Below are 25461 nucleotides of genomic sequence, written 5' to 3'. Positions count from 1 at the left end.
GCTTTTTTTATTATTCGTTTTAGTATTTATCGGAGTATCGTTTTGCCAGCTCTGTTTGATGGGTTTCTAAACTAATTTCTCGACCTTGAACAAAAGCGCTTGTCAAAATATTGGTTCGCATATCCAAGGCATCACCTTCACTAATAAATAGGGTAGCATCTTTGCCAACTTCCAGAGTTCCACAAAAATCATCAATACCCAAAATTTTAGCGGTGTTTGATGTTAGAAGTTTTAAGGCTTCTTCTTTATCCAATCCATAAGCAACACAAGTACCAGCATAAAATGGAATATTTCGCGTATTAATACGTTCATTTCTACTTTCGGATTGTAAACCAACGAGCACACCTTGGTCAACCAATAATTTGGCTGCTTTATAAGGTAAATCATAATCGTCATCATCACTGTTGGGTCTGCTATGAACACCATTCAAAATAACAGGAATATTATTCTGTTTTAAAAGTGCACCAACTTTATACGCATCATAACCACCAACTATGACCATGTCAAGTTTCATTTTTTTAGCAAATTCAACAGCGTCGGTAATACCTTTTTCATCATTAACATGTACAAACACTTTTTGATTTCCTTTGAAAACACCCGATAAACCTTCGTAGAGTAAGTTTTTGTCTTGTTTTTTACCTCCTAAATAAGCTTTTGAAGCTGCAAAAAAATCGCTCAATTCGGTTACTTGATCATGATAATTGTCATTAGGTTTCAAAACATTAGGTTCGCCTAACCACCAACGACCTCTGGAATAGGGACTTGGCCAGTTGATATGGACTCCGTCATCAACCTTTACAGTGGCATCTTCCCAATTCCAAGCATCAAATTGTACGATAGAAGACGTTCCTGAAATACGGCCACCTTGTGGTGTAATTTGTCCCATCAGGACACCGTTCGGTCTCACAGATTCTACAATTTTAGATTCCGCATTGTAGGCAATAATACTGCGGATATTAGGATTCATTTGCCCAATTTCGTCATTGTCTTGAGTTGCTCTTACAGCATCTATCTCGACCAGACCCAATGTGGAATTGGGAGCTATAAATCCAGGATAAACGTGCTTGCCTTGAGCATTTATGGTTTCCATTTCGGTTGTGTTAATGCGAATGGTAGTCATATCGGCAACTGTTTCAAGTTTCCCATTGTTAAAAATGATGATACTGTTTTCAATAACCTGTCCATTACCAATATGAGCCGTTGCGCCTACTATGGCAACAGCCTTTTTTTGTTTAGGAGCAGGTGCTTGTTGTGCCTGAATGATGCTTGTTACTAAAAAACAAGCAATAATGGTATATAATTTTGTTACGTTCATTTTTCTGGTTTTTTAGTTTACGGTATCACAGTGAAACAATTCATCTTCTTTCTTTTCAATAGGTTTGGTTTTTAACCCTTTGTTTTTGGCCTGTAACATCATGGTTGTGAGTTCATTCTTTTCACGTTTCATAGTGTCACGCATACGTTTATCCCGGTCAATATCAAAATATACTGTCCCATCAATAATAGTTTTTTCTGCTTTCGCATAAATCGATAATGGGTTGTCACTCCACAGTACCACATCGGCATCTTTACCTTCTTTGATACTACCGACACGATTGTCAATATGCAATAATTTTGCTGGGTTTAAGGTTACAAATTTCCAGGCTTCTTCTTCACTAATACCACCATATTTTACCGATTTGGCTGCCTCTTGATTTAAACGTCTGGACATTTCGGCATCATCACTATTGATAGCAACAACAACCCCTTGATTATGCATAATGGCGGCATTTTGAGGAATGGCATCATTAACTTCAAACTTGTAAGCCCACCAATCACTAAATGTTGAACCACCTACACCATGAGCTTTCATTTTGTCAGCAACTTTATAACCTTCCAAAATATGTGTAAATGTATTGATGTTAAAATTGAACTGCTCGGCGACTTTCATCAGCATATTGATCTCACTTTGGACGTACGAGTGACAGGTAATAAAACGTTCTTTGTTGAGTATTTCAGCAAGAACTTCCATTTCTAAATCTTTACGATAGGGTTTGCCGCTTTTTTTGGCTGCATCATAGGCTTTAGCACGTGTAAAATAATCGATATAAACTTGTTCAACGCCCATTCTGGTTTGAGGAAAGCGTGAACGCACATTATCACCCCAGTTGGACTGCTTGACATTTTCACCTAAAGCAAACTTGATGAATTTAGGCGAATTGTTATAGATGAGTTTGTCGGGAGACTCACCCCATTTTAATTTTATAATGGCTGAACGACCGCCAATTGGGTTAGCCGAACCATGTAATATTTGAATAGAGGTGACACCGCCTGCCAAATTTCTGTAGATATCCACATCTTCGGAGTCTACAACATCTTCAATGCTGACTTCGGCAGTGGAATTATGGCCAGCTTCATTGACGGCAGCTGTAGCAATGTGCGAGTGCTCATCAATAATTCCAGCAGTCAGGTGTTTTCCTGAAGCGTCTATTATTTGAGCGTTTCCAGCGCTTAAATTTTGACCAATTTTAGAAATCTTGCCATCTTTTATTAAGACATCTGTTTGTTCTAAAATACCATCAGTCTCATTGGTCCATACGGTAGCATTTTTAAATAGAATAGTTTCTGGTTTTGGCAATTCAGTGAAACCATAGGCTTCATTAGGATATGTTACAGGAAATACTTTTGGTGTGTTTTCTTCCTTTGCTTTATCGTCCTTTTTATCTTCTGAAGCATCTTCTTTTACATTCTTGGTGGCATAAAAGGAAGTCTCATTGCCGTTCGGTAATATAGCAACGCCATTAAAGTTGTTGGTTGTAATGATTTTTGATGTTAGTCGCGTATAATCCTGTTTGGTTGAATCAATCCCAGAAAAGATTAATGTCATCCAATCATCATTTAGTGAAACTTTGGAACCCAGTTCATGACTGGCTGTTTTAACTTTGGATTTCGGTTTTGTAATTTCTCCAGAAATGGAGACCTCATATTTTTGACCTGAAACAGTAAATGTATAATCTCCGCGAATATCAATAGCATCCATTGGTGTGATTTCATGTCTGTCACCTATTGACCAATTTTCATATAAGGTAGTTTCCTTATCAAAAATATCACCGGAAGTGATTAGGAAGTTTGCGTAAAAACCGGGCTTCAATTTCCCTAAAACGGATTCCTTGCCCAAAGTTTTAGCAGGAATTGTTGTTAAAGCTTCTAGAGCTGCTGTTTTATCAAAACCATATTCTATAGCTTTTAAAAGATTGTCTTTAAATTCTTTAGGCGATTTTAAATCGTGGGTCGTCAAGGAAAATTTGATGCCGTTTTCATTTAAAACTTTTGGATTTGAAGGGCGCTGATTCCATTCACGTAATTCCGAAAGACCAACAGCTTGTGACAAAAACGGATCCTCCATGTCATAAGCATCTGGAAAATTGATTGGTATTACAAATGTGGCGTTGGTTGCTTTGATGGCTTGAACCATTTCATATTCATCACCACCACCTACAATAACATATTGCGTGCTGAATTCATCACCAACCTTATCAAATCGCAAAGCATTCATTTTGCTTCCTGCATCCATAAACTGAACCAATGATTTATTTTGATTAAAGGCTTCCAATGATCGATCGGTCACTTCAGACAAACCTTTGGCATGCCAGTCAGCATCGTAATTCACTTGTTTCAGCAAGGCAATAGTTCCCATTAATGAGGTAGGGTATGCCTGATTGGACGTTACACTTTTTCGAGTTGAATAGAACTGGCCACTATGATCGTCTAAAATGCGTTCGGCATCATTCGTATTGGGAGCTAATGCAATAATACTACCAGTACCTTGAACAATACCGTCAGATACATGGGTGTTGACAACGCCAAAACCAGCTTCACGTAATTCTTTAGCCGATTTAGCATCAAAATTATAATGCTCAATAGCATGTTGTTCTGGCTTTATGTGGTCATTCCAATAATAGCCTTCTCGCGACGCGTCATATTGAGGGGAATTGGAACGTTCGGCTCGTTGCGGTTTTTTAATGCCAAAATCTGTAAAAACATCAATAAAAGATGGATAGATATGTTTATCACTTAAATCATAAACCACTGAATTATCAGGGATGTTAACGGATTGTCCACTGGCAACAACTTTACCATCTTTTATTAAAAGGGTTCCATTTTGTATGGTTTCAGTTGGCGAAGCGTATATGGTGGCATTGGTAAAGGCTGTGTAGTTGGAATTTTCAGCTTTGACACCATCGTTTTTTGGAAAATATTTTTGTGCCGACGAATAATAACAACACAATAAAAAAACAGGAATAATGAGTTTTTTAATCATAGAATTGTTGGTTAGAAATTTTGAGGATTAAAGATAGTCAATCAGATGTGGACAGAAACCCAATTGTTTTATTTTAACATTTCAGGAATTTTGGGACAGAAAATAATTTACATACAGTGCTACAACATAACTGTAAGATTGCATGCCCTTTGTTTGATTGTTGGCAATTAAAAAATTATCGTAGGTTTTTCTAAAAAATGGTTCGGTGGGATTTTTATAGGAATCCCAAAATAGTTGGACTTCTTGATAGTTTTTAATAATACCATAGTGAATGGTATTTAGTAATTCAGAATACAAATCTGGGTCACGTTTGTAAACCTCATATAAACAATGACGAAGTGCAAAGGTGTAACCGCTATAGTTAAAATAGATATCATCATGATGCATGGCAGCCAAAGCTCCGATAAAATTAGCTTCATTTTCGGCAGCATATCCTAATTGATGGGCAATTTCGTGAGAAGCCGTTGTTGGGAATTTGAACGATGGTATAAGTCTATCAACTTGTGCTTCATTGGTTAAAGGATTCAGATAGCCACTAAACCCCATATAAGTGAGTGGTAAGCTATAAAGAGATTTTTTTAGGCTGGACGGCGAATAAGCCAAGTGCGGATATTCTTGCTGTAAATTTTGATAACCTTCAGGCGCTAATTTTAGTATATCAGTTTTTGAGTACGGCATCTCTATTTTAGCACTATCATCTTTTGAAATAGCCTCATGAGCGTCATTTGATCTATCAATTAACATTTTGGTTACAGAAACCAGTTGTTCTGTTGTATAATCTGATTCTAAATTTAAATTCTTGTGTAATGGCTGCCTATGATAGTTTAAGGCCCATAGAAAATGAAAAGCAAAAAAAACAATGGAAACGGTTGCAAAAATATCGATTAGCCAGTTTTTGGTGTCCTTAACTATACGCCAACGATTTTTAAAAAACCAGCGAATGATATAGATTATGGATAACGTATAAAAAATATCACCAAACGAAAAGGGTAGCCATCCAAAAACCCATCTAAACAGTTTTGAAACCCACTGATACAGACCATTACTGTAATAGGTTTCAACAATTTCAGGAATGTAGGTTAAGGCTTTAACAACCAGTATTTGCGGAATTAAAGCTAGAGCAATATATAGCTTTGGGTTTTTGTGCATAACTCAAAAATAGGGAATAGTTTTAATACTCAATGCAATATAATTACCTTTGTCCGACTTTTAAAACGATACTTATGAATGAAGCGATAAGAGAACTTGAACCAAAAGCACTATGGAATAAGTTTGCCGATTTAAATGCTGTACCCAGACCTTCTAAAAAAGAAGCGCGCGTTATAGCATTTATGAAAGATTTTGGTGAGAGATTAGGTTTGGAAACCATTGAGGATGTAGTGGGAAATGTCATTATTAAAAAGCCAGCTACGCCAGGAATGGAAGACCGTATGACTGTCGTCTTGCAATCCCATTTGGATATGGTGCATCAAAAAAATAACGATACCCAATTTGATTTTGACACGCAAGGTATTGACATGTATATAGATGGTGATTGGGTTCGAGCTAATGGGACAACTTTAGGTGCTGATAACGGTTTAGGTGTCGCGACCATTATGGCCATTTTAGAAAGCAAAGATATACCGCATCCAGCCATTGAAGCCTTGTTTACAATTGATGAAGAAACAGGCATGACAGGAGCTATGGGATTAAAAGGAGGGTTGTTAGAAGGCGATATTCTTTTAAATCTGGACACAGAAGAGGATGATGAAATAGGTGTGGGCTGTGCAGGTGGTGTCGATGTAACAGCAACGAGAACTTATCAGATAGAGGAGACGCCCGAATTTAAAATAGGATTCTCTATTACTGTTAAAGGATTGCAAGGTGGTCATTCAGGTATGCAAATTCACGAAGGATTGGGTAATGCCAATAAGATTATGAACCGTTTACTTTTTGATGGTTTTGAAAATTTTGGTTTACGAATTTCCGAAATAAATGGTGGAAGTCTCCGGAATGCCATACCCAGAGAAAGTCAAGCAATAGTGGCTATTGATGCCATTCACGAAGATGCGTTTATTATGGAGATGGCCCAACTGGCTCAAACTATTCAGTCTGAATTACGGACTATGGAACCCGATTTGGAAATTATCGTTACCAAATGTCAGACTCCAAAAACCATTATAGATTTAGGAGTTCAGGAAGGTGTGACGCGAGCTTTATATGCTGCCTGTAATGGTGTTTACCGAATGAGTGCTGATATTCCTGACTTGGTTGAAACATCAAATAATATAGCAAAGGTTTCCATTAAAGATGGTGAGATAAAGATTGAATGTTTAACACGATCATCTGTTGAAAGTTCGAAATGGGATTTAGCAAATATGCTTCGGGCTACCTTTGAATTAACCGGTTGTGAAGTGGAATTTTCAGGAGATTATCCGGGTTGGCAACCCAATATGGATTCCAAAATATTAAAAGTTTTGGAGCGTATTTATATTGGCATGAACAATGAAAAACCTCATGTTGCTGCATGTCACGCAGGATTGGAATGCGGTATTTTAGGGCAAAATTATCCAGACATGGATATGATTAGCTTTGGACCTAATATAAAAGGGGCTCATTCTCCAGATGAGCGTGCTCAAATTTCATCAGTTCAAAAATATTGGAAATTTGTTTTGGAGATTTTAAAGCAAATTCCAAAGAAGTCATAATTTTTAAAATTATTGAATAAAAAAGCAGCTCAATGAGCTGCTTTTTTATGGATAGTATTATTTCTATTTGATACTGACTAGCTCAATATCAAAAATCACATTGGCATTTGGTGGAATTGGACCTGAACCTTGTTCGCCCCAACCTAGATAAGATGGAATAAATACACGAACCTTATCACCAACATTCATATTTAACATGGCTTCTTTAAAACCAGGAACCGTTCTTGCTGTAGCGTTATAGGCATCTTCAAATGGTTTGTAACCACCTTGCTTATCACGTTGTTCGTTATAAACATTATTTTCTTTGGCAACATCAGCCCAGCTAGTATCGAATAAGCGTCCATCTTCAAAATAACCGGCATAGTTTATTAATACACGATCAGCACTACTCGGCTTATCACCTTTACTTTCATTGATATATATCATCACAATGCCAGTATCCGATTTTTCAACAGGACCAGGAAGCTCTTTGTTGTCTTCAATGAATTTTTCTGCTGCTTTACTAGCGGATTCCTCAAGCTTTTTGCGTGCTTCTTCTTTCAAAGCTTTTTGCTTCTCTTCGATTTTTGGTAATTCTTCAGTATAGACTTTAGCAGCATCAAAGTTTGTGGCGGCATTACCTTTTCGAATAATATTTAGTTTTTCAATAACTACAGGCTCTAATGGTTTGTTGCTGCCTGGGGCAACCTTAACGTTGGAAATAGTATCCAAAACATCCATTCCAACAACCAATTCACCAAAAACAGAATGTTTGTTATCCAAATGTGGTGTAGGTACTTCCGTGATGAAGAACTGACTACCATTGGTCGCAGGACCTGAATTGGCCATTGATAGAATCCCTAGTTTATCGTGTTTTAAATCAGGATGAAACTCATCTAAAAATTGATAACCAGGGCCTCCAGTACCAGTACCTAATGGATCACCACCTTGTATCATAAATTTATCAATAACTCTATGGAATATTATGCCATCGTAATATGGTTTCCCTTTAAGGGAATCAGTAACATTTGGATGAGTTCCTTCTGCCAATGCAACAAAATTAGCAACGGTCACGGGAACCTTATCATAATATAATTTGGCTACCATGGTACCTTTGTTGGTAACGAATTCAGCGTAAAGGCCATCTTTTAAATCAGGATATTTTTCCTGTTCACAGGAGGTGGCAGTCATTAATAATGCAAGTACTAAAAATTTCATAGTCTGTTTATAAATGTTCATATTGTTGTTTATTATTTTTTTAGTTGTTTTAAAATTATAGATCTTTTATTGAATTTATGGTTACTTCACAAATTAGAGGAACATTGGTTCCTATTTTATTCTCATCGCCATAGTATCCGTATGCTTTTTGTGATGGGAATAAAAACGTTGCCGTCTCACCTGGCCGCATGAGTTTTAAACCTTCTCGTAAACCAGTAAAAAGCTCTTGCTTATCCATAAGGTAGTTTTGGTTTTGAAGACTGCCTTTAGAATAAATAAGTGATCCGTCTAAAGATTTCACATTGTAATCAAAGTTTACCAAGTCGCCAAAACCGGGTGTTAGTAAAGAATCTGCAACTTTATGATTGTAATAATACCAGAATCCACTTTCCGAAGCGATGTAGTCAATTTCTGGATTTTCAGACATTATTTTTTCAATATCAGCAGTTTCACGTTCATTAAGTTGAATGTTGCGCTGAACCGATTGATCAATAAATGAACCAGTTTTTGCCGATATGGGCCTTCTGGCTTCAGGTGATTTACAGGAAGCACAAAAGACTGCTAACGTTAAAATTAAAAAGAATCTAGTCATTATTCAGGGCTTTATTATAGGATGGTAAGATACTAATAAATTTATCAATTGTCGATTTTAGGTTGGTTTCACTTTTTCCACCAGCAGCGTTGATATGTCCGCCACCATCAAAATGGGCTCTGGCAAACTCATTTACAGAAAAGCTACCTTTGGAGCGAAGCGATATTTTTATAATTTCTTGTTGCCTGTCTTCAATAAAAATGGCAGCAAACACAACATCGTTTAAAGACAAGGCGTAGTTTACAAAACCTTCTGTGTCGCCTTTTTTAAAATTGTGTTCTTGCAACTCTTCTTGAGATAGCGAAATATAAGCGGTTCGCGATTCGGGAATCACTTTTAAATTCGATAGCGCTTGACCCAATAATTGCATGCGGTCATAACTATTGGTGTCAAAAATCTGATTATGTATCTCGGCATGGTTAGCACCACAATCCATTAAAAAAGCGGCTACACGAAGCGTGTCACTGGTTGTTGACGGAAATCGAAACGACCCTGTATCGGTCATAATACCGGTATATAGGCAGGTTGCTATTTTTTCGTCAATCAGATTTTTATCATCCAAAGAGGTAATAAAATGATAAACCATTTCGCAGGTGGAGCTCATATTCACATCAGAATATACATATTGGGCGTAATCATCGGGTTGTTGGTGATGGTCAATCATTATTTTTACTGCCGAACTGCTCTCAAGAGCTGATGCCATATCACCGGCTCGGTTTAAGGCATTAAAATCTAATGTAAAAATAATTTGTGCCTCATTAATTAAGGTATTACAAGTATCTAATTGACTATCGTATTTTAAAATGTTTGATTCATTAGGAAGCCATTTTAAAAAATCAGGATAATCATTAGGGGAAATAACGACGGCATCATGATGTTGCTTTTTTAAGAAATGCTCCAATGCTAAAGTAGCTCCCAATGCGTCACCATCCGGATTTTTGTGAGGTACGATTACTATTTTTTTTGGTGCGTTTAGCAGCGTTTTTATGTCTCTAATATCTTCCTGTGTCATAGGCAACGAATATACAATTTTTTAATATGGGATTACATGGTTTTTATGTAGAAAAACATTACTTTTGCAGCCAAATTAAAACAAAGAAATGGCAACAAATAGAACATTTACTATGCTTAAGCCAGATGCTGTTGAAAAAGGACACATTGGCGCAATTTTAGAAAAAATTAATGCTTCAGGATTTAGAATCGTAGCAATGAAGTTAACTCAAATGACCCAAGCTGATGCTGAAGCGTTTTACGCGATTCACAAAGAGCGTCCGTTTTTTGGTGAATTGGTTGAATACATGACTCGAGGACCAATTGTTGCAGCTATTCTTGAAAAAGATAATGCTGTTGAAGACTTTAGAACCTTAATTGGTGCTACTAACCCAGCTGAAGCTGCCGAAGGAACTATCCGTAAATTGTATGCTGCATCAATAGGTGAAAATGCTGTACATGGTAGTGATAGTGATGAAAATGCCGCTATTGAAGGTGCGTTTCACTTTTCAGGACGTGAGATGTTTTAAACTATCTATATAATATAAAAAAAGCCAGAACACGTGTTCTGGCTTTTTTTATTATCGTAACACGAGTTTTTTTATCAATTCTTTTCCTAAACTATCATTCAACATGGTAATGATTTTTTGGGAGCCATAACTCAATTCCTCTCGCAAGACGCTAGAACTTAATTGTACATATAACACACTACCTTTTAATTGGATGTCAGTTGTGTAATTATTGACGCCATTTCCCATCATTTGAGACCAAGCATCTTGGACATTTACGGCATCTAAACCTTTGTCTAATTTATTGGTTTCAACAAATTCTTTTAATGCATCGGCAATGTTACGATATTCGGTGTGTCGTTTAGCCATTAATCAAGATTAATAGGTTGATATTTTCTATAGTTATATATGATTTTACTGGCGTTGATTACCTGCAAATTATTGTCGTTAGCATTTAAAACAGTTTCTTTCCAATGATCATAAGGTGTTTTATAATACAGGTTTAAACTGTCATTTTCAAATTTAACAGTAAAATTTTCAACAAGATTGGATGTTTCAAAATTACCATTAAAGGTTGGTTTTAATTTTTTTCTAAAGCCAGTAAGACTATCATTCACGGTAATATAATCCACAGTATCACTAAAGGTGTAATCTTTTTGCTGACCATCAGGAAGAATCACGGATTCAATTTCCCAATAGCCATTTAAATGATTTACATAATCTTCATTATTATTTTTACAACTAATTAATAATAAAACTATTAAAGATATTAGTGTAATGTTATAGTTTAAATATTTCATAAGATTGATGTACTTGTTTTATGGCAGCTTCCGTTCGGTCAGTATGGGTATCGCTAATGAATAATTGACCAAAATTTTCGTCATCAACCAACTTAATGATTTGACCTACACGCTGTTCATCCAATTTATCAAAAATATCATCCAATAGCAAAATAGGATTGACACCACTTTGAGCTTTAATAAAATCAAATTGCGCCAGTTTCAAAGCAATTAAAAATGATTTTTGCTGACCTTGACTTCCAAATTTTTTGATGGGGTGTCCTTCAATATTAAAAACCAAATCATCTTTATGAATTCCAGTATTGGTATACTGTAAGGCTTTGTCCTTATTGATTCCCTTTTGAAGTAGATCAATAAGATTATTATTGGTTAAATCACTTTCGTAAATCAAGTCAACATCTTCATTGCCACCACTAATGGCCTGGTAACGCGATTTGAAAATAGGGATGAAAGTTTCCAAAAATTGCATCCTTTTGTTATGAATGACATGACCATATTGATCAAGTTGCTCGTTGTAGATACTTAAGGTGTCAAAATTAAAGGTGTTGTTTAGGGCAAAGTATTTTAAAAGCGAATTTCTCTGCGCTAGTATCTTGTTGTATTTAATAAGTGTCTCTAAATAGGTCTTATCACTTTGTGAAATGACACTGTCAATGAATTTCCTTCGGGTAGCACTGCCTTCTATGATTAAATCACGGTCTGCTGGCGAAATAATTACCAAAGGCAAAAAACCAATGTGGTCACTAAAACGATCATAGGCTTTACCATTGCGCTTAATAATCTTTTTTTGTCCTTTTTTTAAGCTGACTACAATTTTTTCAATCTTATCATGTAACTCATATTCACCATTGACAACAAAGAAGGATTCGTCATGCTTGATATTTTGCAGGGCAATAGGGTTAAAATAGCTTTTACCAAAGGACAAATGATAAATAGCATCCAGTACATTGGTTTTTCCGACACCATTTTTCCCTACAAAACAATTGATTTTGTTGTTAAAAACGAAGGCTTGATTTTCAAAGTTCTTATAATTAAGTAAGGCTAATGACTTTAAAATCATAAAAAAGCAGCTTGTTAAAGTTTTTGAGTTTGTTGTGCTAAAAGATGTGCAAATTATTGAAAAATAACAAAAAAATACCCTTTTAAATCTAAAGAAAAATTATATTTTTGCGGCGCACAAATTTAGAATATATGGCAACGTACAAGAAGAGAGGATATAAACCAAAGACGAAAGAAGAAAAACAACACGAAGTTGAGGAGCACTCAACAACGGCTGAAGTTTTTAATACGCTTGACGAAACAGCATCCAAAACGGAAGATTGGGTTATAGCCAATCAAAAATACATTTTTGTTATCATTGGAATTGTAGCGGCTGTTGTGTTGGGATATTTGGGATACAATGAGTTTATAGCCAAGCCTAAACAAAATGAAGCCATGAACGATATGTTCCAGGCTCAAAAATATTATGACCAAGCCGTGACTTCAACCACAGCAAAAGATTCCTTGTTTAACCTAGCCTTAAATGGTGGTGAAGGTAAATTTGGTATGTTGGATATCGCTTCTGAATATAGTGGTTCCAAAGCAGCTGATATGGCAAATTATTATGCAGGAATGGCTTACTTAAATTTAAAGGACTATAAAAATGCAGTCACTTATTTAAGTGAATTTTCAGGTGAAGATGAGATATTGGCACCTATGGCCAAAGGTGGTATTGGTGATGCTTTTGTGCAATTAAACCAGGAGGAAGATGCTTTAGGTTATTATGAAGAAGCAGCTAATATGCGTTCCAATGATTTCACCACACCTATGTACTTGTATAAGGCTGGTATTGTGGCTATGGATTTAGGGAAAACTGCGGTAGCATTGAAGCATTTTGAAACCATAAAAGAAAAATATCCGGAGTCAACAGAGGCAACTGATATAGATGTGTTTATTGGAAAAACACGCGCCATGGCAAATAAATAAGATGGCAACAATAAATAAAAATTTATCAGATTACGATAAGAACACAATCCCAAACGCGAAAAACTTTCGGTTTGGGATTGTTGTTTCAGAATGGAATGATTCCATTACAGAAGGGTTGTTTGAAGGCGCCTACAATACGCTTATTGAAAATCAAGTCCCTGAAGATCAAATTATGCGATGGAATGTTCCTGGTAGTTACGAATTGATTTTTGGCTGTAAAAAAATGCAGGAACAAGATGTGGATGCCGTGATAGCCATAGGAAGTGTCATTCAAGGTGAAACGAAGCATTTCGATTTTGTTTGTGATGCGGTTTCACAAGGGATCAAAGACCTCAATATCTTACATGATGTACCCGTGATTTTCTGTGTGCTAACAGATAACACCTTACAGCAAGCCATTGACCGATCAGGCGGTAAGCATGGTAATAAAGGTACGGAGGCGGCTGTGGCTGCTATTAAAATGGCGCATTTGAACCTTTCGGCCTAATCACTATTAATAATTTCCCTGTTAACAATTTTTGGGATTTTTACTTTAGTATTTCCTTGTAAATTCAGTATTTTTGAGGGTATTTCATAATTGGTATTACTTTGGCAAAGTCAGCGAGACGTTTTAATTATAAACCAAGATTTCAAGATAACGTGACTGAAACTAGTAATGCCAATATTAAAGCTGAATGGGAAAACTTAAAACAATCAAGAACACGTAAAAAGAACTTTTTTAGTTCCCCAATATTTTTGGTCTTGTTTTTGATTACTGTACTAGTAGTGATATATGTTTTAAGTCAATATGAATAATTAAGATTATGGGTGTTTTTAAGGCTAAAAAAAATAAAAAATTTAGTTATACTCCAAGACATTATAAAGGTGAAGGAAACCCTTATGAAATCAAACATAAGTTTGATGATTTCAGAACCACTGTTGGAAATAATGGTGGCTTAAAGAATAAATTTGTTTCAGCTTGGGATGACTATCGAAACAATGCTGATGAAAATGCTAACCGTCGCGTGTTGATTATTGTGAGTATTTTGGTCTTAATCTTTCTGTTTATCATAGGGTTTGATTTGTCAATTTTCTTTCCAAAAAGCTAATGGCAGATATCATACAATTACTTCCTGATCATGTGGCCAACCAAATTGCAGCAGGAGAGGTGGTTCAAAGACCAGCTTCCGTTGTTAAGGAGTTGTTGGAAAATGCTATTGATGCCCAAGCAACGACAATTAAATTACTGATAAAAGACGCTGGAAAAACACTCGTGCAGGTTATAGATGATGGTGTAGGTATGAGTGTTACTGATGCGCGTTTGAGTTTTGAACGTCATGCAACCTCCAAAATACGCAGTGCTGAAGATTTATTTCAGTTGCATACTAAAGGCTTTCGAGGGGAAGCTTTAGCCAGTATTGCCGCAATTGCCCATGTCGAGTTGAAGTCAAAACAAGAAGCTGATGATGTGGGGACTGAAATTGTCATTGAAGGCAGTGAAGTAAAATCACAAGAGGTAGTGGTGACACCAAAAGGAACTTCTATAGCGGTTAAAAATCTTTTTTTTAATATTCCTGCGCGTCGTAATTTTTTAAAGTCCAATCCAGTGGAATTGCGTCACGTTATTGATGAGTTTCACCGTGTGGCTTTAGCGCATCCCAACATCGCGTTTGTCATGTATCACAATGGTAGTGAGGTTTTTAATTTGCCAGAAAGTAATTACAGACAGCGTATAGTCAATATATTTGGAAACAAAACCAATGAGAAATTGGTACCTGTAACTGAAGAAACGGAAGTTCTAAAAGTTTCAGGATTTGTTGGAAAGCCCGAGTTTGCTAAAAAAACCAGAGGTGAGCAGTTTTTTTTCGTGAATAACCGGTTTATCAAAAGTGCATATTTAAATCACGCCATAAATTCAGCTTTCGAAGGCTTGCTGAAAGATGGGACTCACGCTAGTTATTTCCTGAATCTGGAAGTGGATCCGCAAAGCATTGATATCAATATCCACCCTACAAAAACTGAAATTAAATTTGATGATGAACAGACCTTATATGCTATTTTAAGGGCATCGGTTAAGCATAGTCTGGGGCAATTTAGTATAGCTCCGGTTTTAGATTTTGAGCGTGATTCTAATTTAGATACACCTTATAACTACAAAGATAAGGAGGCTCAATTTCCAAAAGTTGAGGTTGATGCGACGTTTAATCCGTTTCAGGAGGAGAAAGTTTCCGGAAAAGGAACGCGAACAGCCTTTAGAAAGGAACCTGCTGCTTCATGGGAAAGCTTGTATGTAGGACTGGAATCTAAAGGAACACATTCACATCAGGATTTTAGCGAGATGCAGTTTGAAAGTGACCATCAAACGGAAAGTATATTTGAAGATTCCAAGCAAACAGAAACATCGCAATCCACATATCAAGTTCACAATAAATATATTGTGAGTAATATAAAATCGGGTATGTTGTTAATAGATCAATATCGTGCTCACCAACGCGTGTTGTATGAAGATTTGTTAAAACATATCACCATAAAGGAAAGTGTGAGCCAGCAGTTGTTGTTTCCAGTCGAATTGTTTTTCTCAAGTGATGAAATTAGTATTTTACAAAATGTTCAGGAAGATTTAGAACACACAGGATTTGTGTTTTCACATTTTGGAAAGGATAGCATTGAAATTACTGGAGTGCCCATTAATGTGCCTGCCAGTGAAGTGTCGGTTGTTTTGGAGCAATTGATTGCTGATATTCAAAACGAGATTCCAGATAGTCATTTTAGTGCATCCGATATGTTGGCTAAATCCATGGCTAAAAGTTTGGCCATTAAAACCGGGCAGTCATTAACAGCAGTTGAGCAGGAGCATTTAGTCAATAGTTTATTCGGCTGCAAAGAACCTAATGTATCACCAACCAATAAACCCACGTTTATTACGTTAACGGTTGACGAGTTGGATAAAAAGTTTTTATAAAAGTTTATGCTGAATAATATTACCGATACCGTAAAGCATTTAATAATCATTAACGTTATTATGTTTATTGGTACGCTTGCCATAGGCGGCGCTCCTTTTGGTGAGAACACCGTTTTTTATGATTGGTTTGCCTTACATTTCCCAAAGAATGCCGCCTTTCAGCCATGGCAAATTATAACTCACATGTTCATGCATGGAGGATTTATGCATATTTTCTTTAATATGTTTGCGCTTTGGATGTTCGGTACGGCAGTAGAGCAGCGTTTTGGTAGTAAAAAATTCCTATTCTTTTACATATCCTCGGGCTTGGGAGCAGCACTCGTCATGATAGGGTATTATTATTATCAATTTTATTCGGGATTGAATATCCTAAATGAAGCTGGCTTTGATCAGGCGCAAACTTTAGAGACTCTGAAGTCTGGATATGCTATGTATGATACACGTTGGGCAAATCATCTTTCAACTGATAAATTGTCGAGTTTTATAACTGTATTCAATAGTACAATGGTTGGAGCTTCGGGAGCTATCATGGGTGTTTTAGTAGCTTTTGGCATGATGTATCCTGAATCTAAATTAATGCTCATTTTTTTACCCATCCCAATTAAAGCCAAGTATTTTATTCCTGGTATTATTATTTTGGATTTGATTTCAGCCATTACAGGTCAATCATTCTTTAGTCCAAGTAACACCGCTTATATGGCACATATTGGAGGTGCACTGACTGGTTTTTTAATGATGTGGTACTGGAAAAAAACTCAGTTTAACAAAAATCGATGGGATAGATAGTGACCAGTTTAAATCATGACATAAAAGACAAATTACAACGACTCAATGTGTATGAGAAACTCATAGTCGTTAATTTTATTTTATTCATTGTTGGCCTCTTGCTCAAAAACCTTTTTCAGTTTGGACTGAATTGGTTTGAATTACCCAGTGACATTTCAGACTTTATAGTACAGCCCTGGAGCTTACTTACCTATTCTTTTGTACATTATGGCTTTTGGCACTTTTTGTTCAACATGATTTGGTTGTATTTTATTGGTGGTATGTTCTCGAATTTATTTAATACCAAGTTGGGTCTGAATGTTTATTTTTTGGGAGCCATTTTTGGAGGACTCATTTTTCTGCTTGGTTACAACCTTTTTCCTGATGTATTCAAATATGGAACCACATTAATTGGAGCCTCTGCAGCCATTAGAGCCTTATTGATATTTTTATGTGCTTATATGCCTAGCATGGAAGTACGTTTGTTTACATTTAAAATCAAACTATGGTATATTGGGGTAGCCGTAGTTGTTTTTGATATTTTAGGTGTTGTTGCTGGAATCAGTGATCCTGTTCAGGGTAATGCTGGTGGTAATTTAGCGCATTTAGGCGGTGCTGTTTTAGGATATTTTTATGGTAAACAATTATTGAAAGGAACCGACATTGGAAAAGGGTTTGAAAAAATGATGGATAGCTTCGCCAATATCTTTAAGCACAGTCAAAAATCACCATTGAAAACGGTTCACAAAAACAAATCTAGTAAAGTAGCAGGTTATACTAAAGCTGAATTTAATGAGTTTAATAAGCAGAAAAAAATAGACCTCATTTTAGATAAAATCAGTAAAAGTGGTTATGATAGTTTAACCAAGGAAGAAAAAGAGTTTCTATTTAAAGCTGGTAAATAGTTATGAAAAATCTCAAGTTAATAGACAAGATTATCTACCTAGTAAATGGTCTATTAGCTTTTGTTTTACTGCTATCTTATGTATTACCGTTTGTGCCGCCAAAATCTTTTGCACTACTGTCAGTTTTGAGTTTAGGAGTCCCTTTTCTTATCGTAATCAACATGTTATTTCTATTGTATTGGTTGATTAAGTTAAAAAAACAAATGCTGATATCTTTACTGGTTTTGGTTATTGGTTATTTAAGTTTTGGGTCGCTGTACAAGTTTTCATCATCAAATAATGACGTGCATGACAGTCAATTGGATGTCATGAATTTTAATGTCCGCTTGTTTAATTTGTACAATTGGATATCGGAAAAAGGTATCGAAACAAACATTGTAGATTTCTTAAAAGATAAATCGCCCGATGTATTGAGTATTCAGGAATACCATCCACATGAAAATATCGATTTGTCTTTTTTTAAATATAAGTACGAAAAATTATCGGGACGAAAAACCAAATATGGACAGGCTATTTTTTCGCAATATCCTATTGTGAATTCAGGCTCTGTTGAATTTCCTGAAACATCTAATAATGCCATTTTTGTAGATATTGTTAAGGCATCAGATACGATCCGAATATATAATATTCACTTGCAATCATTGAAAATTGATACCAAAGTGGAATTGAATCAGGAGGACTCCGAACGATTATTGAAGCGCGTTGAAAAAACGTTTGAAATGCAGCAGGAACAAACAGAATTGTTCTTAACCCATAAAGCACAATGCCCTTATAAAATGGTTATTTGTGGCGACTTTAATAATACCGCTTTTTCCTATGTGTATAAGGAAATTAAAGGTGAATTAGAGGATGCCTTTAAGGAAGCCGGAAATGGTTTTGGTCGTACCTATGAATTCAAGTTTTTCCCTGTACGAATAGACTATATTTTTTACAATTCGGAACTGGAGTTGACTTCCTTTAAAACATTTGACAATAAACTTTCGGATCATTATCCTATTATGGCGCGATTCAAATTACATGAGTAAGCAATCTACCCAATCAGCTAAAATATGAATAGCTAAACCAAGTCCCAATATTCGGGTTTTTTTAAAAAACAATAATAATAAGTATACACCAATAGCATAGTAACTATGCAGCGGATGGAAGTTAATACTGCATCTGTTGGCATCAAAAATAGGACTGGCTAGTAAATGGTCTAAATCAATAAGCATACAGGCTATCATAATCAAATAGGCCTTAACCCAAATAGATTTAAAAAATAACAAAGCAACCAAAAGAGGCACTATAAAATGAATACCATAGTGAATAACAACCTGCCACATTAGATGGGAATATTTTGGGATTCCAAATAGTTGATACTGTTTGGACCTTCATTGAACAGCAAGTCCAAAATACTCAAGTTCCCAATGAATCCATGCTTATCAGCAAAAACCTGTATATAATTATCAAAAGGCATAGTGGTTTCTTGCTTGGCATTTACCAGAAAACGAAAGTCGGTTTCAGTAGTTGATGTTTTTTCATAGGTAACCGATTTATCAGTTTTTAAATCAATTTGAAGACAGTCGCAAATGGTTTCAATACAGGTGAGGTTGAAATCATACAGATTATCAACAGGTGTTTCAAATAAGAACTTTAATTCATCTTCGTAGAACTCAAAATAAGGTGAGGTTCTGTAAGCCGATTCCAAAGATTTCCAATGATTGCGTTGCCATTTTTCGGAGTTTTGAATTTTGACCGTTCGATATTTTTGACGTTTTTTTTGTGTGTGGATAACCGGAATATTCAAGGACAGTTTTCCATTGGCACCGTAAACATAACAACGATTTCTATAGGTTTGCTTCTGAAAATTATCATCCCATTCAAAAGTAACGGTATCCGCTTGAACCATAGCCGAAAAATGCGCTATGTTTGGAAAATAAGTTGGGTGAATTAAAATATCACTCATAAAAAAACGGGTATTCTATTTAGATTTGGTATTTAAGCCTGCGCTTTTTTACGCTTTCTAAATTTACTGAATCCAAACCATGCGGCTAATAAGACTAAAAACGGAATCAAATAGGAGACAGGTTCGCCACTTCCATTTACAGTGGTAAACAAACGCTCCCAACGGATTTTTTCTTTAATACCTTTGCCATTGGTATTCCAGCTCATCCAAATAAACACCGGTTTTCCAACGACATGGTCAAATGGAACAAATCCCCAAGACCGCGCATCCAAAGAATTGTGTCTGTTGTCACCCATCATCCAGTAATAATCTTTTTTAAAGGTGTAATTAGGCGCCAATTCACCATTGATAAAAATTTGATTACCCTTAACCTGAATGGTGTTATTTTCATACTCCGTAATGATTCGCTTATAGAGTGGCAATACCTCTAAATTTAAGACAACTGTGGCTCCTTGTTGCGGTATATACATGGGGCCAAAGTTGTCATTATTCCAATTATAATTTGGGTCATGAGGGAATATACCGCTGTCTCGTGTTTTGGAATTATTTTTGACTATTGAAACCACATTGGGGTCCGCTTTCATTTGTTCAGCTAACTCTAAAGTGGCATTTGCACTGATTTTATTATTAACAAAACTGAATTTGAGTCTATCAAAGGCCGTTTGACTCATTTGGCCAACCACATGAACATTCGTGCTATCCTTGTAAACAATATCTAAATGTGTGTTGTTTGTGCTTAAAAAATCTTGCACACGTGTATCGTCCCATACATTGGTTGGTAGTGAAAACACTCGAGTGAACTCGGTGATACCATATTTATCCAGAAAATTTTGGCTGATATCAGACTTGGTTTCGACAGTATGGAAAAACTGCAATTTCGCACGATCAGGTAAGACATTTTGCTGACCATTAATATAAACAAAGCCATCTTTTATTTGTAGTGAATCGCCAGGTAAACCAACACAACGCTTTACATAGTTGGTTTTTTTATCAATAGGCTTATCATATTTTCTGTCAGGGTGGTTCACAGCCATACTGTAAGAGGAGTCTGCCGGCCAGTTAAAAACCACAATGTCATTATGTTTTATTTTTTGAAAGCCAGGAATCCTTAAATACGGAAGCGATAATTTATTGACAAAGGCATTTTTATCATGGTCGTTATATAAGTATGATTTTTTCTTTAAAACAGGTATGGTATCATGAACCATGGGTGCCGCCACAGCAGTCATGGGAACACGCGCGCCATAATGAAACTTACTCACAAACAAAAAGTCACCAACCAACAGGGATTTCTCCAGCGATGAGGTTGGAATGGTATATGGCTGAATAAAATATGTATGTACAATGGTGGCTGCAACAATTGCAAAGAGAATGGAACTCACCCAATCACCCAATGAGGTTCTGGGATGTAAATCCCGATCTTTAATGTGTTCTAAATCTAAAGCATAGTTTAGGTAGTAGTTGTAAAAACCAAGGGTTACAATGGCCAGCAACGTGTCAACAGCTGAATGTTTTCCAAAGCTTCTGGCGGTTTCAACCCAAACTACTGGGAACATAATGAGGTTCACTATGGGTAGGAATAATAAAATTACCCAGTACCAAGGGCGGTTGATTATTTTCATTAAAACCACGGCATTGTACACAGGAGCAAAGGCTTCCCATGCTTGTCTGCCTGCTTTCACATATAATTTCCAAGTTCCTAATCCGTGGATAACCTGAATGATCAAGAAAACGATAAATAATTGTGTCAATGTCATATCCTAAATTTTATTGTCTGTATTAGTGGTCAAGTTTGCTCTTAATGTTACCAAAATAAGTCATCTTAACCAATATTTAACACATCTTTCATAGTGTAGACGCCTGTTTTGCCCAATAACCATTCAGCAGCTATTACGGCTCCTAGAGCAAATCCTTCACGATTATGTGCTATGTGTTCTATTTTTATACTGTCTGTTGGGCTGTTGTAGGTAATGGCATGTGTGCCAGGCACATCTGGAATGCGTTTAGCGTGAATGGGGATGTTGCCTATGGATGCTTCATTTAATTTCCAATTGCCGTAAGCGTCATTTTTTTCTATAATGGATTCAGCCAATGTAATGGCTGTTCCACTGGGCGCGTCCAGTTTTTGTGTATGGTGAATTTCTTCCATTGCAACAGTATACTGCTTTAGACCATTCATTAGTTTGGCTAAATGAGAATTCAATTCAAAAAATATATTGACTCCTAGACTAAAATTGGATGCATAGATAAAAGCGCCTTTTTCATCTTCGCAGATTTTAAGGGCTTTTTTGTAATTGTGCAACCAACCTGTCGTACCTGAAACAACAGGCACTTGATGTTTGAAACAATTAACAATGTTGAAAAAGGCTGCTGTTGGCACACTAAAGTCAATGGCAATATCGGCATCTTGTATGTCATAACCACCTTCTTCCGAAGTTTTGATGACGATTTCATGACCACGCTCAAGAGCAACACGCTCAATAATTTTTCCCATTCTCCCATATCCCAGTAATGCGATTTTCATAACCTAAAATTTAAAATTAACAGTTAATCCCAAATCACCAGTATTGTCAAATTCATTGATTTTATAATGGGGTCTCAACGACAGATTTTCATCAACGTTATATTGCATCAGATGCGCATCCACATTGGCATCAATAATATTTAGGGCATAAATACCTATGGTTACCAATAAGGATATTTCTTTATTTCGGCGTAAGGTTTTTTGAGCTTCACGCAGTCCATCATCCGTTACGGTTCCAAAAAACTCATCGTCCTCAAATCCCGCTAAACGGCGTTTATAGGCATCTCTATACCGATTGTATTCCTTATCGTTGTCTAAATAGAAATACATGCCAATCCCTAAACCGGCATATACAATAGGAATTTTCCAATATTTTTTATTGTAGGCCTGACCAAGTCCTGGCAACACAGCAGAATAAAAGGCAGCACGTGCAGGTGCCAACGGATCAATAGGATCTCTGATAACTGTCGCGGCTTCTACTTGAAGTGTTTCAGTTGATTCCTTTTTATCTTCCTGTTTCTCGTCCTCTTGAGCAAAAGCATTGAAGGAACAGAAGGTGAAGAGGGAAAGCGCTATTAGAAACCTATTTAGCACGCTTAATCAGTTTAATTATTCGATTGAAATCTTCTTCGGAATGAAACGGAATGGTAATATTGCCTTTGCCATTTTTTGAGACCTTCACATCGATTTTATGACCAAAGTAATCCGAAAAATCCTTAACACCTTTTTTGATGTATTTAGGGATTTCAACAGCTTCTTTAGTTTTAGCTGGTTGTTTATCAGTTTGAAAATTACGTACCAAAGCTTCTGTTTCTCTAACGGAAAGCTTATTGGTGATAATCTTCTCGTAAATATCCAATTGCTGGCTTTGGTCTTCAATATTTATGATAGCTCTACCATGACCCATGCTAATAAAACCATCTCGCATACCTGTTTGGATGATAGGGTCTAGTTTTAGCAATCGCAAATAATTGGCAATGGTTGATCGTTTTTTACCAACTCGATCACTCATTTGCTCTTGGGTCAGGTTTATTTCATCAATTAAGCGTTGATAGGATAGAGCTATTTCAATAGGATCTAAATCCTGACGTTGAATGTTTTCAACCAAGGCCATTTCCAAAGATTCCTGATCGTTGGCAATACGAATGTAAGCTGGAATAGTTTCCAATCCGATTAATTTGGAGGCTCTAAAACGACGCTCACCAGAAACCAGTTGAAATTTATTGAAATTTAATTTTCTGACTGTAATTGGCTGAATAACTCCCAATTCCTTGATAGACGATGCCAATTCACGAAGGGATTCCTCATTAAAATTGGTTCGTGGCTGAAACGGATTAATTTCTATGGCGTCAATGTCCAACTCGACAATATTTCCAATAACCTGATCCGCATGCTTATCCTGAACCGAAGTAATATCATTCGCAGGATCTTTTAGTAATGCTGATAAACCTCTACCTAATGCTTGTTTCTTGGTTGCCTTCGCCATAATTAGGAGTTTTTATTAATGATTTCTTTTGCCAAACTTAAGTAATTACTGGCACCTTTGCTACTGGCATCATAATTTATGATACTTTCACCATAACTTGGTGCTTCACTCAAACGCACATTTCTTTGAATGATTGTTTGAAATACCATGTCATTAAAATGTTTTTGGACTTCTTCAACCACCTGATTGGATAGTCGTAAACGCGAATCATACATGGTTAATAACAAGCCTTCAATATCCAATTGCGAATTGTGGACTTTTTGAACACTTTTGATGGTATTCAATAATTTACCCAATCCTTCCAATGCAAAATATTCACACTGAATGGGGATTATCACCGCATCAGCTGCTGTTAGTGCATTTAGGGTCAGTAATCCCAATGAAGGTGCACAGTCTATAAGTATGAAGTCATAGTCGTCTTTTACAGATTCAATGGCTTTTTTGAGCATGTATTCGCGCTCATCTTTATCCACTAATTCTATTTCAATAGCAACCAGGTCGATGTGTGCGGGAATAATATCTAGGTTTGGTGTATCACTTTTTACAATAGCATCTTTGGCGCTATTAGTATGTTCCAATAGTTGGTAGGTTCCTATTTCCACGGTTTCGACATCTATGCCCAAACCTGATGTGGCATTGGCTTGTGGGTCTGCATCTATTAGCAGGACTTTTTTTTCAAGAACACCCAATGAAGCGGCTAAATTTACCGAAGTGGTTGTTTTTCCAACACCGCCTTTTTGGTTAGCAATTGCTATGATTTTACCCATTAAATTGATTTGGTTTTAATACGCGTAAAAATACAATTATTTGTGGGTTTTGAAAACGTAAGTTGTTAACAAACGTTAAACATTTTCGGTTAAAAAATAGCCGGAAATTTGGTTTAAGATTTACTTTTTTTACTGCGAATCATCGCTTCCAATTGGTCCCACATATCTTGTGGTATATCTTCCAGTAGATTGAACTCTCCGGCACCTTTTAGCCACTCGCCACCATCTATGGTAATGACTTCACCATTGACATAAGCCGAAAAATCGGAAACCAAATAAGCTGCCAAGTTCGCCAATTCCTGATGCTCACCGACACGATTTAGAGGCACTTTTTTAGCCATATCAAATTTGTCCTTCAAGTTACCAGGTAACAGTCTGTCCCAAGCGCCTTTGGTTGGAAATAGTCCTGGAGCAATGGCATTAAAACGCATGCCATACTTGGCCCATTCAACCGCCAAACTACGGGTCATGGCCAGCACGCCTGCTTTGGCAGCTGCACTTGGTACCACATAGGCCGAACCTGTCCAAGAATAGGTTGTCACAATGTTCAAAACGACAGTATTGGTTTGTTTGGTGTCTATCCAGTGTTTACCAATAGCCAAGGTGCAGTTCTTGGTACCTTTTAAAACAATGTCAATAATGGTATCAAAGGCATTGGCCGATAAACGCTCGGTTGGTGAGATGAAGTTTCCTGCAGCATTGTTCAATAAAACATCAATTTTACCAAATTTTGCAATCACGGCATCACGCATAGCTTCCACTTGATCATAATGGCGGACATCACATTGCAAGGGTAAACAAGTGCTACCGGTTTCGGCTTCCAATTCTTTGGCTGTGTTTTCCAGTTTTTCCAAATTTCTAGACGTGATAGCAACATGAGCGCCCAATTCCAGAAAGTATTTGGTCATGGCTTTGCCCAAACCAGAACCACCACCCGTTACAATAATGGTTTTGCCTTTTAAGGCGTCATCTCGAAGCATTTTTTTTGTGAATTCCATAAGAAAAGTTGACTTTTTGTAAAAGTAATTAATAAAAAATGAACTGTTCATGGATTAACATGATATATCGCAAAAGATGTTTTATCTTTA

27 protein-coding genes are annotated in these 25461 nt (G+C 36.4%); 10 read left to right on the top strand and 17 right to left on the bottom strand.

The window, feature by feature from the left end:
* Positions 1 to 19 precede the first annotated feature (19 nt).
* The 3 genes from C1T31_RS13100 to C1T31_RS13090 all read right to left on the bottom strand — a co-directional run bounded on the left by C1T31_RS13100 (position 20) and on the right by C1T31_RS13090 (position 5449).
* On the bottom strand, positions 20 to 1315 hold the full coding sequence (locus tag C1T31_RS13100) for an amidohydrolase family protein (RefSeq protein WP_103052966.1): 1296 nt from the start codon (positions 1313 to 1315) through the stop codon (positions 20 to 22).
* 12 nt (positions 1316 to 1327) lie between these two features.
* Positions 1328 to 4300, bottom strand: a complete 2973-nt coding sequence (locus C1T31_RS13095; RefSeq protein ID WP_103052965.1) for an amidohydrolase family protein — start codon at positions 4298 to 4300, stop codon at positions 1328 to 1330.
* Between the two features lie 81 nt (positions 4301 to 4381).
* On the bottom strand, positions 4382 to 5449 hold the full coding sequence (locus C1T31_RS13090; RefSeq protein ID WP_103052964.1) for a DUF3810 domain-containing protein: 1068 nt from the start codon (positions 5447 to 5449) through the stop codon (positions 4382 to 4384).
* 74 nt (positions 5450 to 5523) lie between these two features.
* Between C1T31_RS13090 and C1T31_RS13085 the strand changes: the two genes are divergently transcribed.
* A complete protein-coding gene (locus C1T31_RS13085; RefSeq protein WP_103052963.1) occupies positions 5524 to 6987 on the top strand; it encodes an aminoacyl-histidine dipeptidase in 1464 nt (487 codons plus the stop codon).
* Positions 6988 to 7050: 63 nt separating this feature from the next.
* Here C1T31_RS13085 and C1T31_RS13080 read toward each other — a convergent pair whose 3' ends face one another.
* From C1T31_RS13080 to C1T31_RS13070, 3 genes are read right to left on the bottom strand one after another with little or no spacing between them, the layout of a single operon-like run.
* Positions 7051 to 8184 carry a peptidylprolyl isomerase gene (locus C1T31_RS13080; protein WP_103052990.1) on the bottom strand — a complete coding sequence of 378 codons (1134 nt, stop codon included), beginning with the start codon at positions 8182 to 8184 and terminating at the stop codon, positions 7051 to 7053.
* A gap of 55 nt (positions 8185 to 8239) precedes the next feature.
* The gene (gene gldI, locus C1T31_RS13075; RefSeq protein ID WP_103052962.1) at positions 8240 to 8776 is read right to left on the bottom strand and encodes a gliding motility-associated peptidyl-prolyl isomerase GldI; all 537 of its coding nucleotides are present in this window, start codon (positions 8774 to 8776) and stop codon (positions 8240 to 8242) included.
* Positions 8769 to 9788 (bottom strand): DHH family phosphoesterase, encoded by a 1020-nt coding sequence (locus C1T31_RS13070; RefSeq protein WP_103052961.1) that lies wholly within the window; start codon positions 9786 to 9788, stop codon positions 8769 to 8771. The genes gldI and C1T31_RS13070 overlap by 8 nt, the downstream gene beginning before the upstream one ends.
* 88 nt (positions 9789 to 9876) lie before the next feature.
* On the opposite strand from C1T31_RS13070, the gene C1T31_RS13065 reads away from it, so the two are divergent.
* Positions 9877 to 10296: a nucleoside-diphosphate kinase gene (locus C1T31_RS13065; protein WP_103052960.1), complete on the top strand. Its 420-nt coding sequence runs from the start codon at positions 9877 to 9879 to the stop codon at positions 10294 to 10296.
* 51 nt (positions 10297 to 10347) lie between these two features.
* On the opposite strand, the gene C1T31_RS13060 is transcribed toward C1T31_RS13065, so the two are convergent.
* From C1T31_RS13060 to recF, 3 genes are read right to left on the bottom strand one after another with little or no spacing between them, the layout of a single operon-like run.
* Positions 10348 to 10644 carry a DUF721 domain-containing protein gene (locus tag C1T31_RS13060; protein ID WP_103052959.1) on the bottom strand — a complete coding sequence of 99 codons (297 nt, stop codon included), beginning with the start codon at positions 10642 to 10644 and terminating at the stop codon, positions 10348 to 10350.
* A complete protein-coding gene (locus C1T31_RS13055) occupies positions 10644 to 11075 on the bottom strand; it encodes a hypothetical protein (protein ID WP_103052958.1) in 432 nt (143 codons plus the stop codon). The genes C1T31_RS13060 and C1T31_RS13055 overlap by 1 nt, the downstream gene beginning before the upstream one ends.
* Positions 11056 to 12135 (bottom strand): DNA replication/repair protein RecF, encoded by a 1080-nt coding sequence (recF, locus tag C1T31_RS13050; RefSeq protein ID WP_103052957.1) that lies wholly within the window; start codon positions 12133 to 12135, stop codon positions 11056 to 11058. The genes C1T31_RS13055 and recF overlap by 20 nt, the downstream gene beginning before the upstream one ends.
* 131 nt (positions 12136 to 12266) lie before the next feature.
* Between recF and C1T31_RS13045 the strand changes: the two genes are divergently transcribed.
* The 8 genes from C1T31_RS13045 (at position 12267) to C1T31_RS13010 (ending at position 18676) form a co-directional block, all read left to right on the top strand.
* Complete coding sequence (locus C1T31_RS13045; RefSeq protein WP_103052956.1) at positions 12267 to 13040, top strand: tetratricopeptide repeat protein; 774 nt, start codon at positions 12267 to 12269, stop codon at positions 13038 to 13040.
* Between the two features lies 1 nt (position 13041).
* A complete protein-coding gene (gene ribH / locus C1T31_RS13040; RefSeq protein ID WP_103052955.1) occupies positions 13042 to 13527 on the top strand; it encodes a 6,7-dimethyl-8-ribityllumazine synthase in 486 nt (161 codons plus the stop codon).
* Between the two features lie 101 nt (positions 13528 to 13628).
* A complete protein-coding gene (locus C1T31_RS13035) occupies positions 13629 to 13835 on the top strand; it encodes a hypothetical protein (RefSeq protein ID WP_103052954.1) in 207 nt (68 codons plus the stop codon).
* A gap of 8 nt (positions 13836 to 13843) precedes the next feature.
* A complete protein-coding gene (locus C1T31_RS13030) occupies positions 13844 to 14128 on the top strand; it encodes a riboflavin synthase subunit beta (RefSeq protein WP_103052953.1) in 285 nt (94 codons plus the stop codon).
* On the top strand, positions 14128 to 15981 hold the full coding sequence (gene mutL / locus C1T31_RS13025) for a DNA mismatch repair endonuclease MutL (protein WP_103052952.1): 1854 nt from the start codon (positions 14128 to 14130) through the stop codon (positions 15979 to 15981). Before C1T31_RS13030 ends, mutL begins: the two co-directional genes overlap by 1 nt.
* A gap of 9 nt (positions 15982 to 15990) precedes the next feature.
* On the top strand, positions 15991 to 16767 hold the full coding sequence (locus C1T31_RS13020) for a rhomboid family intramembrane serine protease (protein ID WP_165780113.1): 777 nt from the start codon (positions 15991 to 15993) through the stop codon (positions 16765 to 16767).
* The gene (locus tag C1T31_RS13015; protein WP_103052950.1) at positions 16767 to 17651 is read left to right on the top strand and encodes a rhomboid family protein; all 885 of its coding nucleotides are present in this window, start codon (positions 16767 to 16769) and stop codon (positions 17649 to 17651) included. Before C1T31_RS13020 ends, C1T31_RS13015 begins: the two co-directional genes overlap by 1 nt.
* 2 nt (positions 17652 to 17653) lie before the next feature.
* Positions 17654 to 18676 carry an endonuclease/exonuclease/phosphatase family protein gene (locus C1T31_RS13010; protein WP_103052949.1) on the top strand — a complete coding sequence of 341 codons (1023 nt, stop codon included), beginning with the start codon at positions 17654 to 17656 and terminating at the stop codon, positions 18674 to 18676.
* Here C1T31_RS13010 and C1T31_RS13005 read toward each other — a convergent pair.
* From C1T31_RS13005 to C1T31_RS12970, 8 genes are all read right to left on the bottom strand, one after another.
* A complete protein-coding gene (locus tag C1T31_RS13005) occupies positions 18665 to 18973 on the bottom strand; it encodes a DUF6122 family protein (RefSeq protein WP_103052948.1) in 309 nt (102 codons plus the stop codon). The genes C1T31_RS13010 and C1T31_RS13005 overlap by 12 nt on opposite strands.
* Positions 18973 to 19596, bottom strand: coding sequence for a WbqC family protein (locus tag C1T31_RS13000; protein ID WP_103052947.1), 624 nt, complete (start codon positions 19594 to 19596; stop codon positions 18973 to 18975). Before C1T31_RS13000 ends, C1T31_RS13005 begins: the two co-directional genes overlap by 1 nt.
* A gap of 32 nt (positions 19597 to 19628) precedes the next feature.
* Positions 19629 to 21353: a signal peptidase I gene (gene lepB / locus C1T31_RS12995; RefSeq protein WP_103052946.1), complete on the bottom strand. Its 1725-nt coding sequence runs from the start codon at positions 21351 to 21353 to the stop codon at positions 19629 to 19631.
* 65 nt (positions 21354 to 21418) lie between these two features.
* Positions 21419 to 22120, bottom strand: coding sequence for a 4-hydroxy-tetrahydrodipicolinate reductase (dapB, locus tag C1T31_RS12990; RefSeq protein ID WP_103052945.1), 702 nt, complete (start codon positions 22118 to 22120; stop codon positions 21419 to 21421).
* Positions 22121 to 22123: 3 nt separating this feature from the next.
* Entirely contained in the window at positions 22124 to 22714 is a 591-nt protein-coding gene (locus C1T31_RS12985; RefSeq protein WP_103052944.1) for a DUF5683 domain-containing protein, read from the bottom strand.
* Positions 22704 to 23606 carry a ParB/RepB/Spo0J family partition protein gene (locus C1T31_RS12980; protein ID WP_103052943.1) on the bottom strand — a complete coding sequence of 301 codons (903 nt, stop codon included), beginning with the start codon at positions 23604 to 23606 and terminating at the stop codon, positions 22704 to 22706. Before C1T31_RS12980 ends, C1T31_RS12985 begins: the two co-directional genes overlap by 11 nt.
* A 2-nt stretch (positions 23607 to 23608) precedes the next feature.
* The gene (locus C1T31_RS12975; protein ID WP_103052942.1) at positions 23609 to 24373 is read right to left on the bottom strand and encodes a ParA family protein; all 765 of its coding nucleotides are present in this window, start codon (positions 24371 to 24373) and stop codon (positions 23609 to 23611) included.
* A gap of 113 nt (positions 24374 to 24486) precedes the next feature.
* Positions 24487 to 25371, bottom strand: coding sequence for an SDR family oxidoreductase (locus C1T31_RS12970; protein ID WP_103052989.1), 885 nt, complete (start codon positions 25369 to 25371; stop codon positions 24487 to 24489).
* Positions 25372 to 25461: the final 90 nt, after the last annotated feature.

Source organism: Hanstruepera neustonica, from assembly GCF_002895005.1.
Taxonomy (GTDB): Bacteria; Bacteroidota; Bacteroidia; order Flavobacteriales; family Flavobacteriaceae; genus Hanstruepera; species Hanstruepera neustonica.
This window is presented reverse-complemented; position numbering and strand designations above follow the sequence as displayed.

Coding starts and splice junctions, on each gene's coding strand:
- C1T31_RS13100 (WP_103052966.1), bottom strand. CDS start 1,315: ATGAACGTAACAAAATTATATACCATTATTGCTTGTTTTTTAGTAACA.
- C1T31_RS13095 (WP_103052965.1), bottom strand. CDS start 4,300: ATGATTAAAAAACTCATTATTCCTGTTTTTTTATTGTGTTGTTATTAT.
- C1T31_RS13090 (WP_103052964.1), bottom strand. CDS start 5,449: ATGCACAAAAACCCAAAGCTATATATTGCTCTAGCTTTAATTCCGCAA.
- C1T31_RS13085 (WP_103052963.1), top strand. CDS start 5,524: ATGAATGAAGCGATAAGAGAACTTGAACCAAAAGCACTATGGAATAAG.
- C1T31_RS13080 (WP_103052990.1), bottom strand. CDS start 8,184: ATGAAATTTTTAGTACTTGCATTATTAATGACTGCCACCTCCTGTGAA.
- gldI (WP_103052962.1), bottom strand. CDS start 8,776: ATGACTAGATTCTTTTTAATTTTAACGTTAGCAGTCTTTTGTGCTTCC.
- C1T31_RS13070 (WP_103052961.1), bottom strand. CDS start 9,788: ATGACACAGGAAGATATTAGAGACATAAAAACGCTGCTAAACGCACCA.
- C1T31_RS13065 (WP_103052960.1), top strand. CDS start 9,877: ATGGCAACAAATAGAACATTTACTATGCTTAAGCCAGATGCTGTTGAA.
- C1T31_RS13060 (WP_103052959.1), bottom strand. CDS start 10,644: ATGGCTAAACGACACACCGAATATCGTAACATTGCCGATGCATTAAAA.
- C1T31_RS13055 (WP_103052958.1), bottom strand. CDS start 11,075: ATGAAATATTTAAACTATAACATTACACTAATATCTTTAATAGTTTTA.
- recF (WP_103052957.1), bottom strand. CDS start 12,135: ATGATTTTAAAGTCATTAGCCTTACTTAATTATAAGAACTTTGAAAAT.
- C1T31_RS13045 (WP_103052956.1), top strand. CDS start 12,267: ATGGCAACGTACAAGAAGAGAGGATATAAACCAAAGACGAAAGAAGAA.
- ribH (WP_103052955.1), top strand. CDS start 13,042: ATGGCAACAATAAATAAAAATTTATCAGATTACGATAAGAACACAATC.
- C1T31_RS13030 (WP_103052953.1), top strand. CDS start 13,844: ATGGGTGTTTTTAAGGCTAAAAAAAATAAAAAATTTAGTTATACTCCA.
- mutL (WP_103052952.1), top strand. CDS start 14,128: ATGGCAGATATCATACAATTACTTCCTGATCATGTGGCCAACCAAATT.
- C1T31_RS13010 (WP_103052949.1), top strand. CDS start 17,654: ATGAAAAATCTCAAGTTAATAGACAAGATTATCTACCTAGTAAATGGT.
- C1T31_RS13005 (WP_103052948.1), bottom strand. CDS start 18,973: ATGTGGCAGGTTGTTATTCACTATGGTATTCATTTTATAGTGCCTCTT.
- C1T31_RS13000 (WP_103052947.1), bottom strand. CDS start 19,596: ATGAGTGATATTTTAATTCACCCAACTTATTTTCCAAACATAGCGCAT.
- lepB (WP_103052946.1), bottom strand. CDS start 21,353: ATGACATTGACACAATTATTTATCGTTTTCTTGATCATTCAGGTTATC.
- dapB (WP_103052945.1), bottom strand. CDS start 22,120: ATGAAAATCGCATTACTGGGATATGGGAGAATGGGAAAAATTATTGAG.
- C1T31_RS12980 (WP_103052943.1), bottom strand. CDS start 23,606: ATGGCGAAGGCAACCAAGAAACAAGCATTAGGTAGAGGTTTATCAGCA.
- C1T31_RS12975 (WP_103052942.1), bottom strand. CDS start 24,373: ATGGGTAAAATCATAGCAATTGCTAACCAAAAAGGCGGTGTTGGAAAA.
- C1T31_RS12970 (WP_103052989.1), bottom strand. CDS start 25,371: ATGGAATTCACAAAAAAAATGCTTCGAGATGACGCCTTAAAAGGCAAA.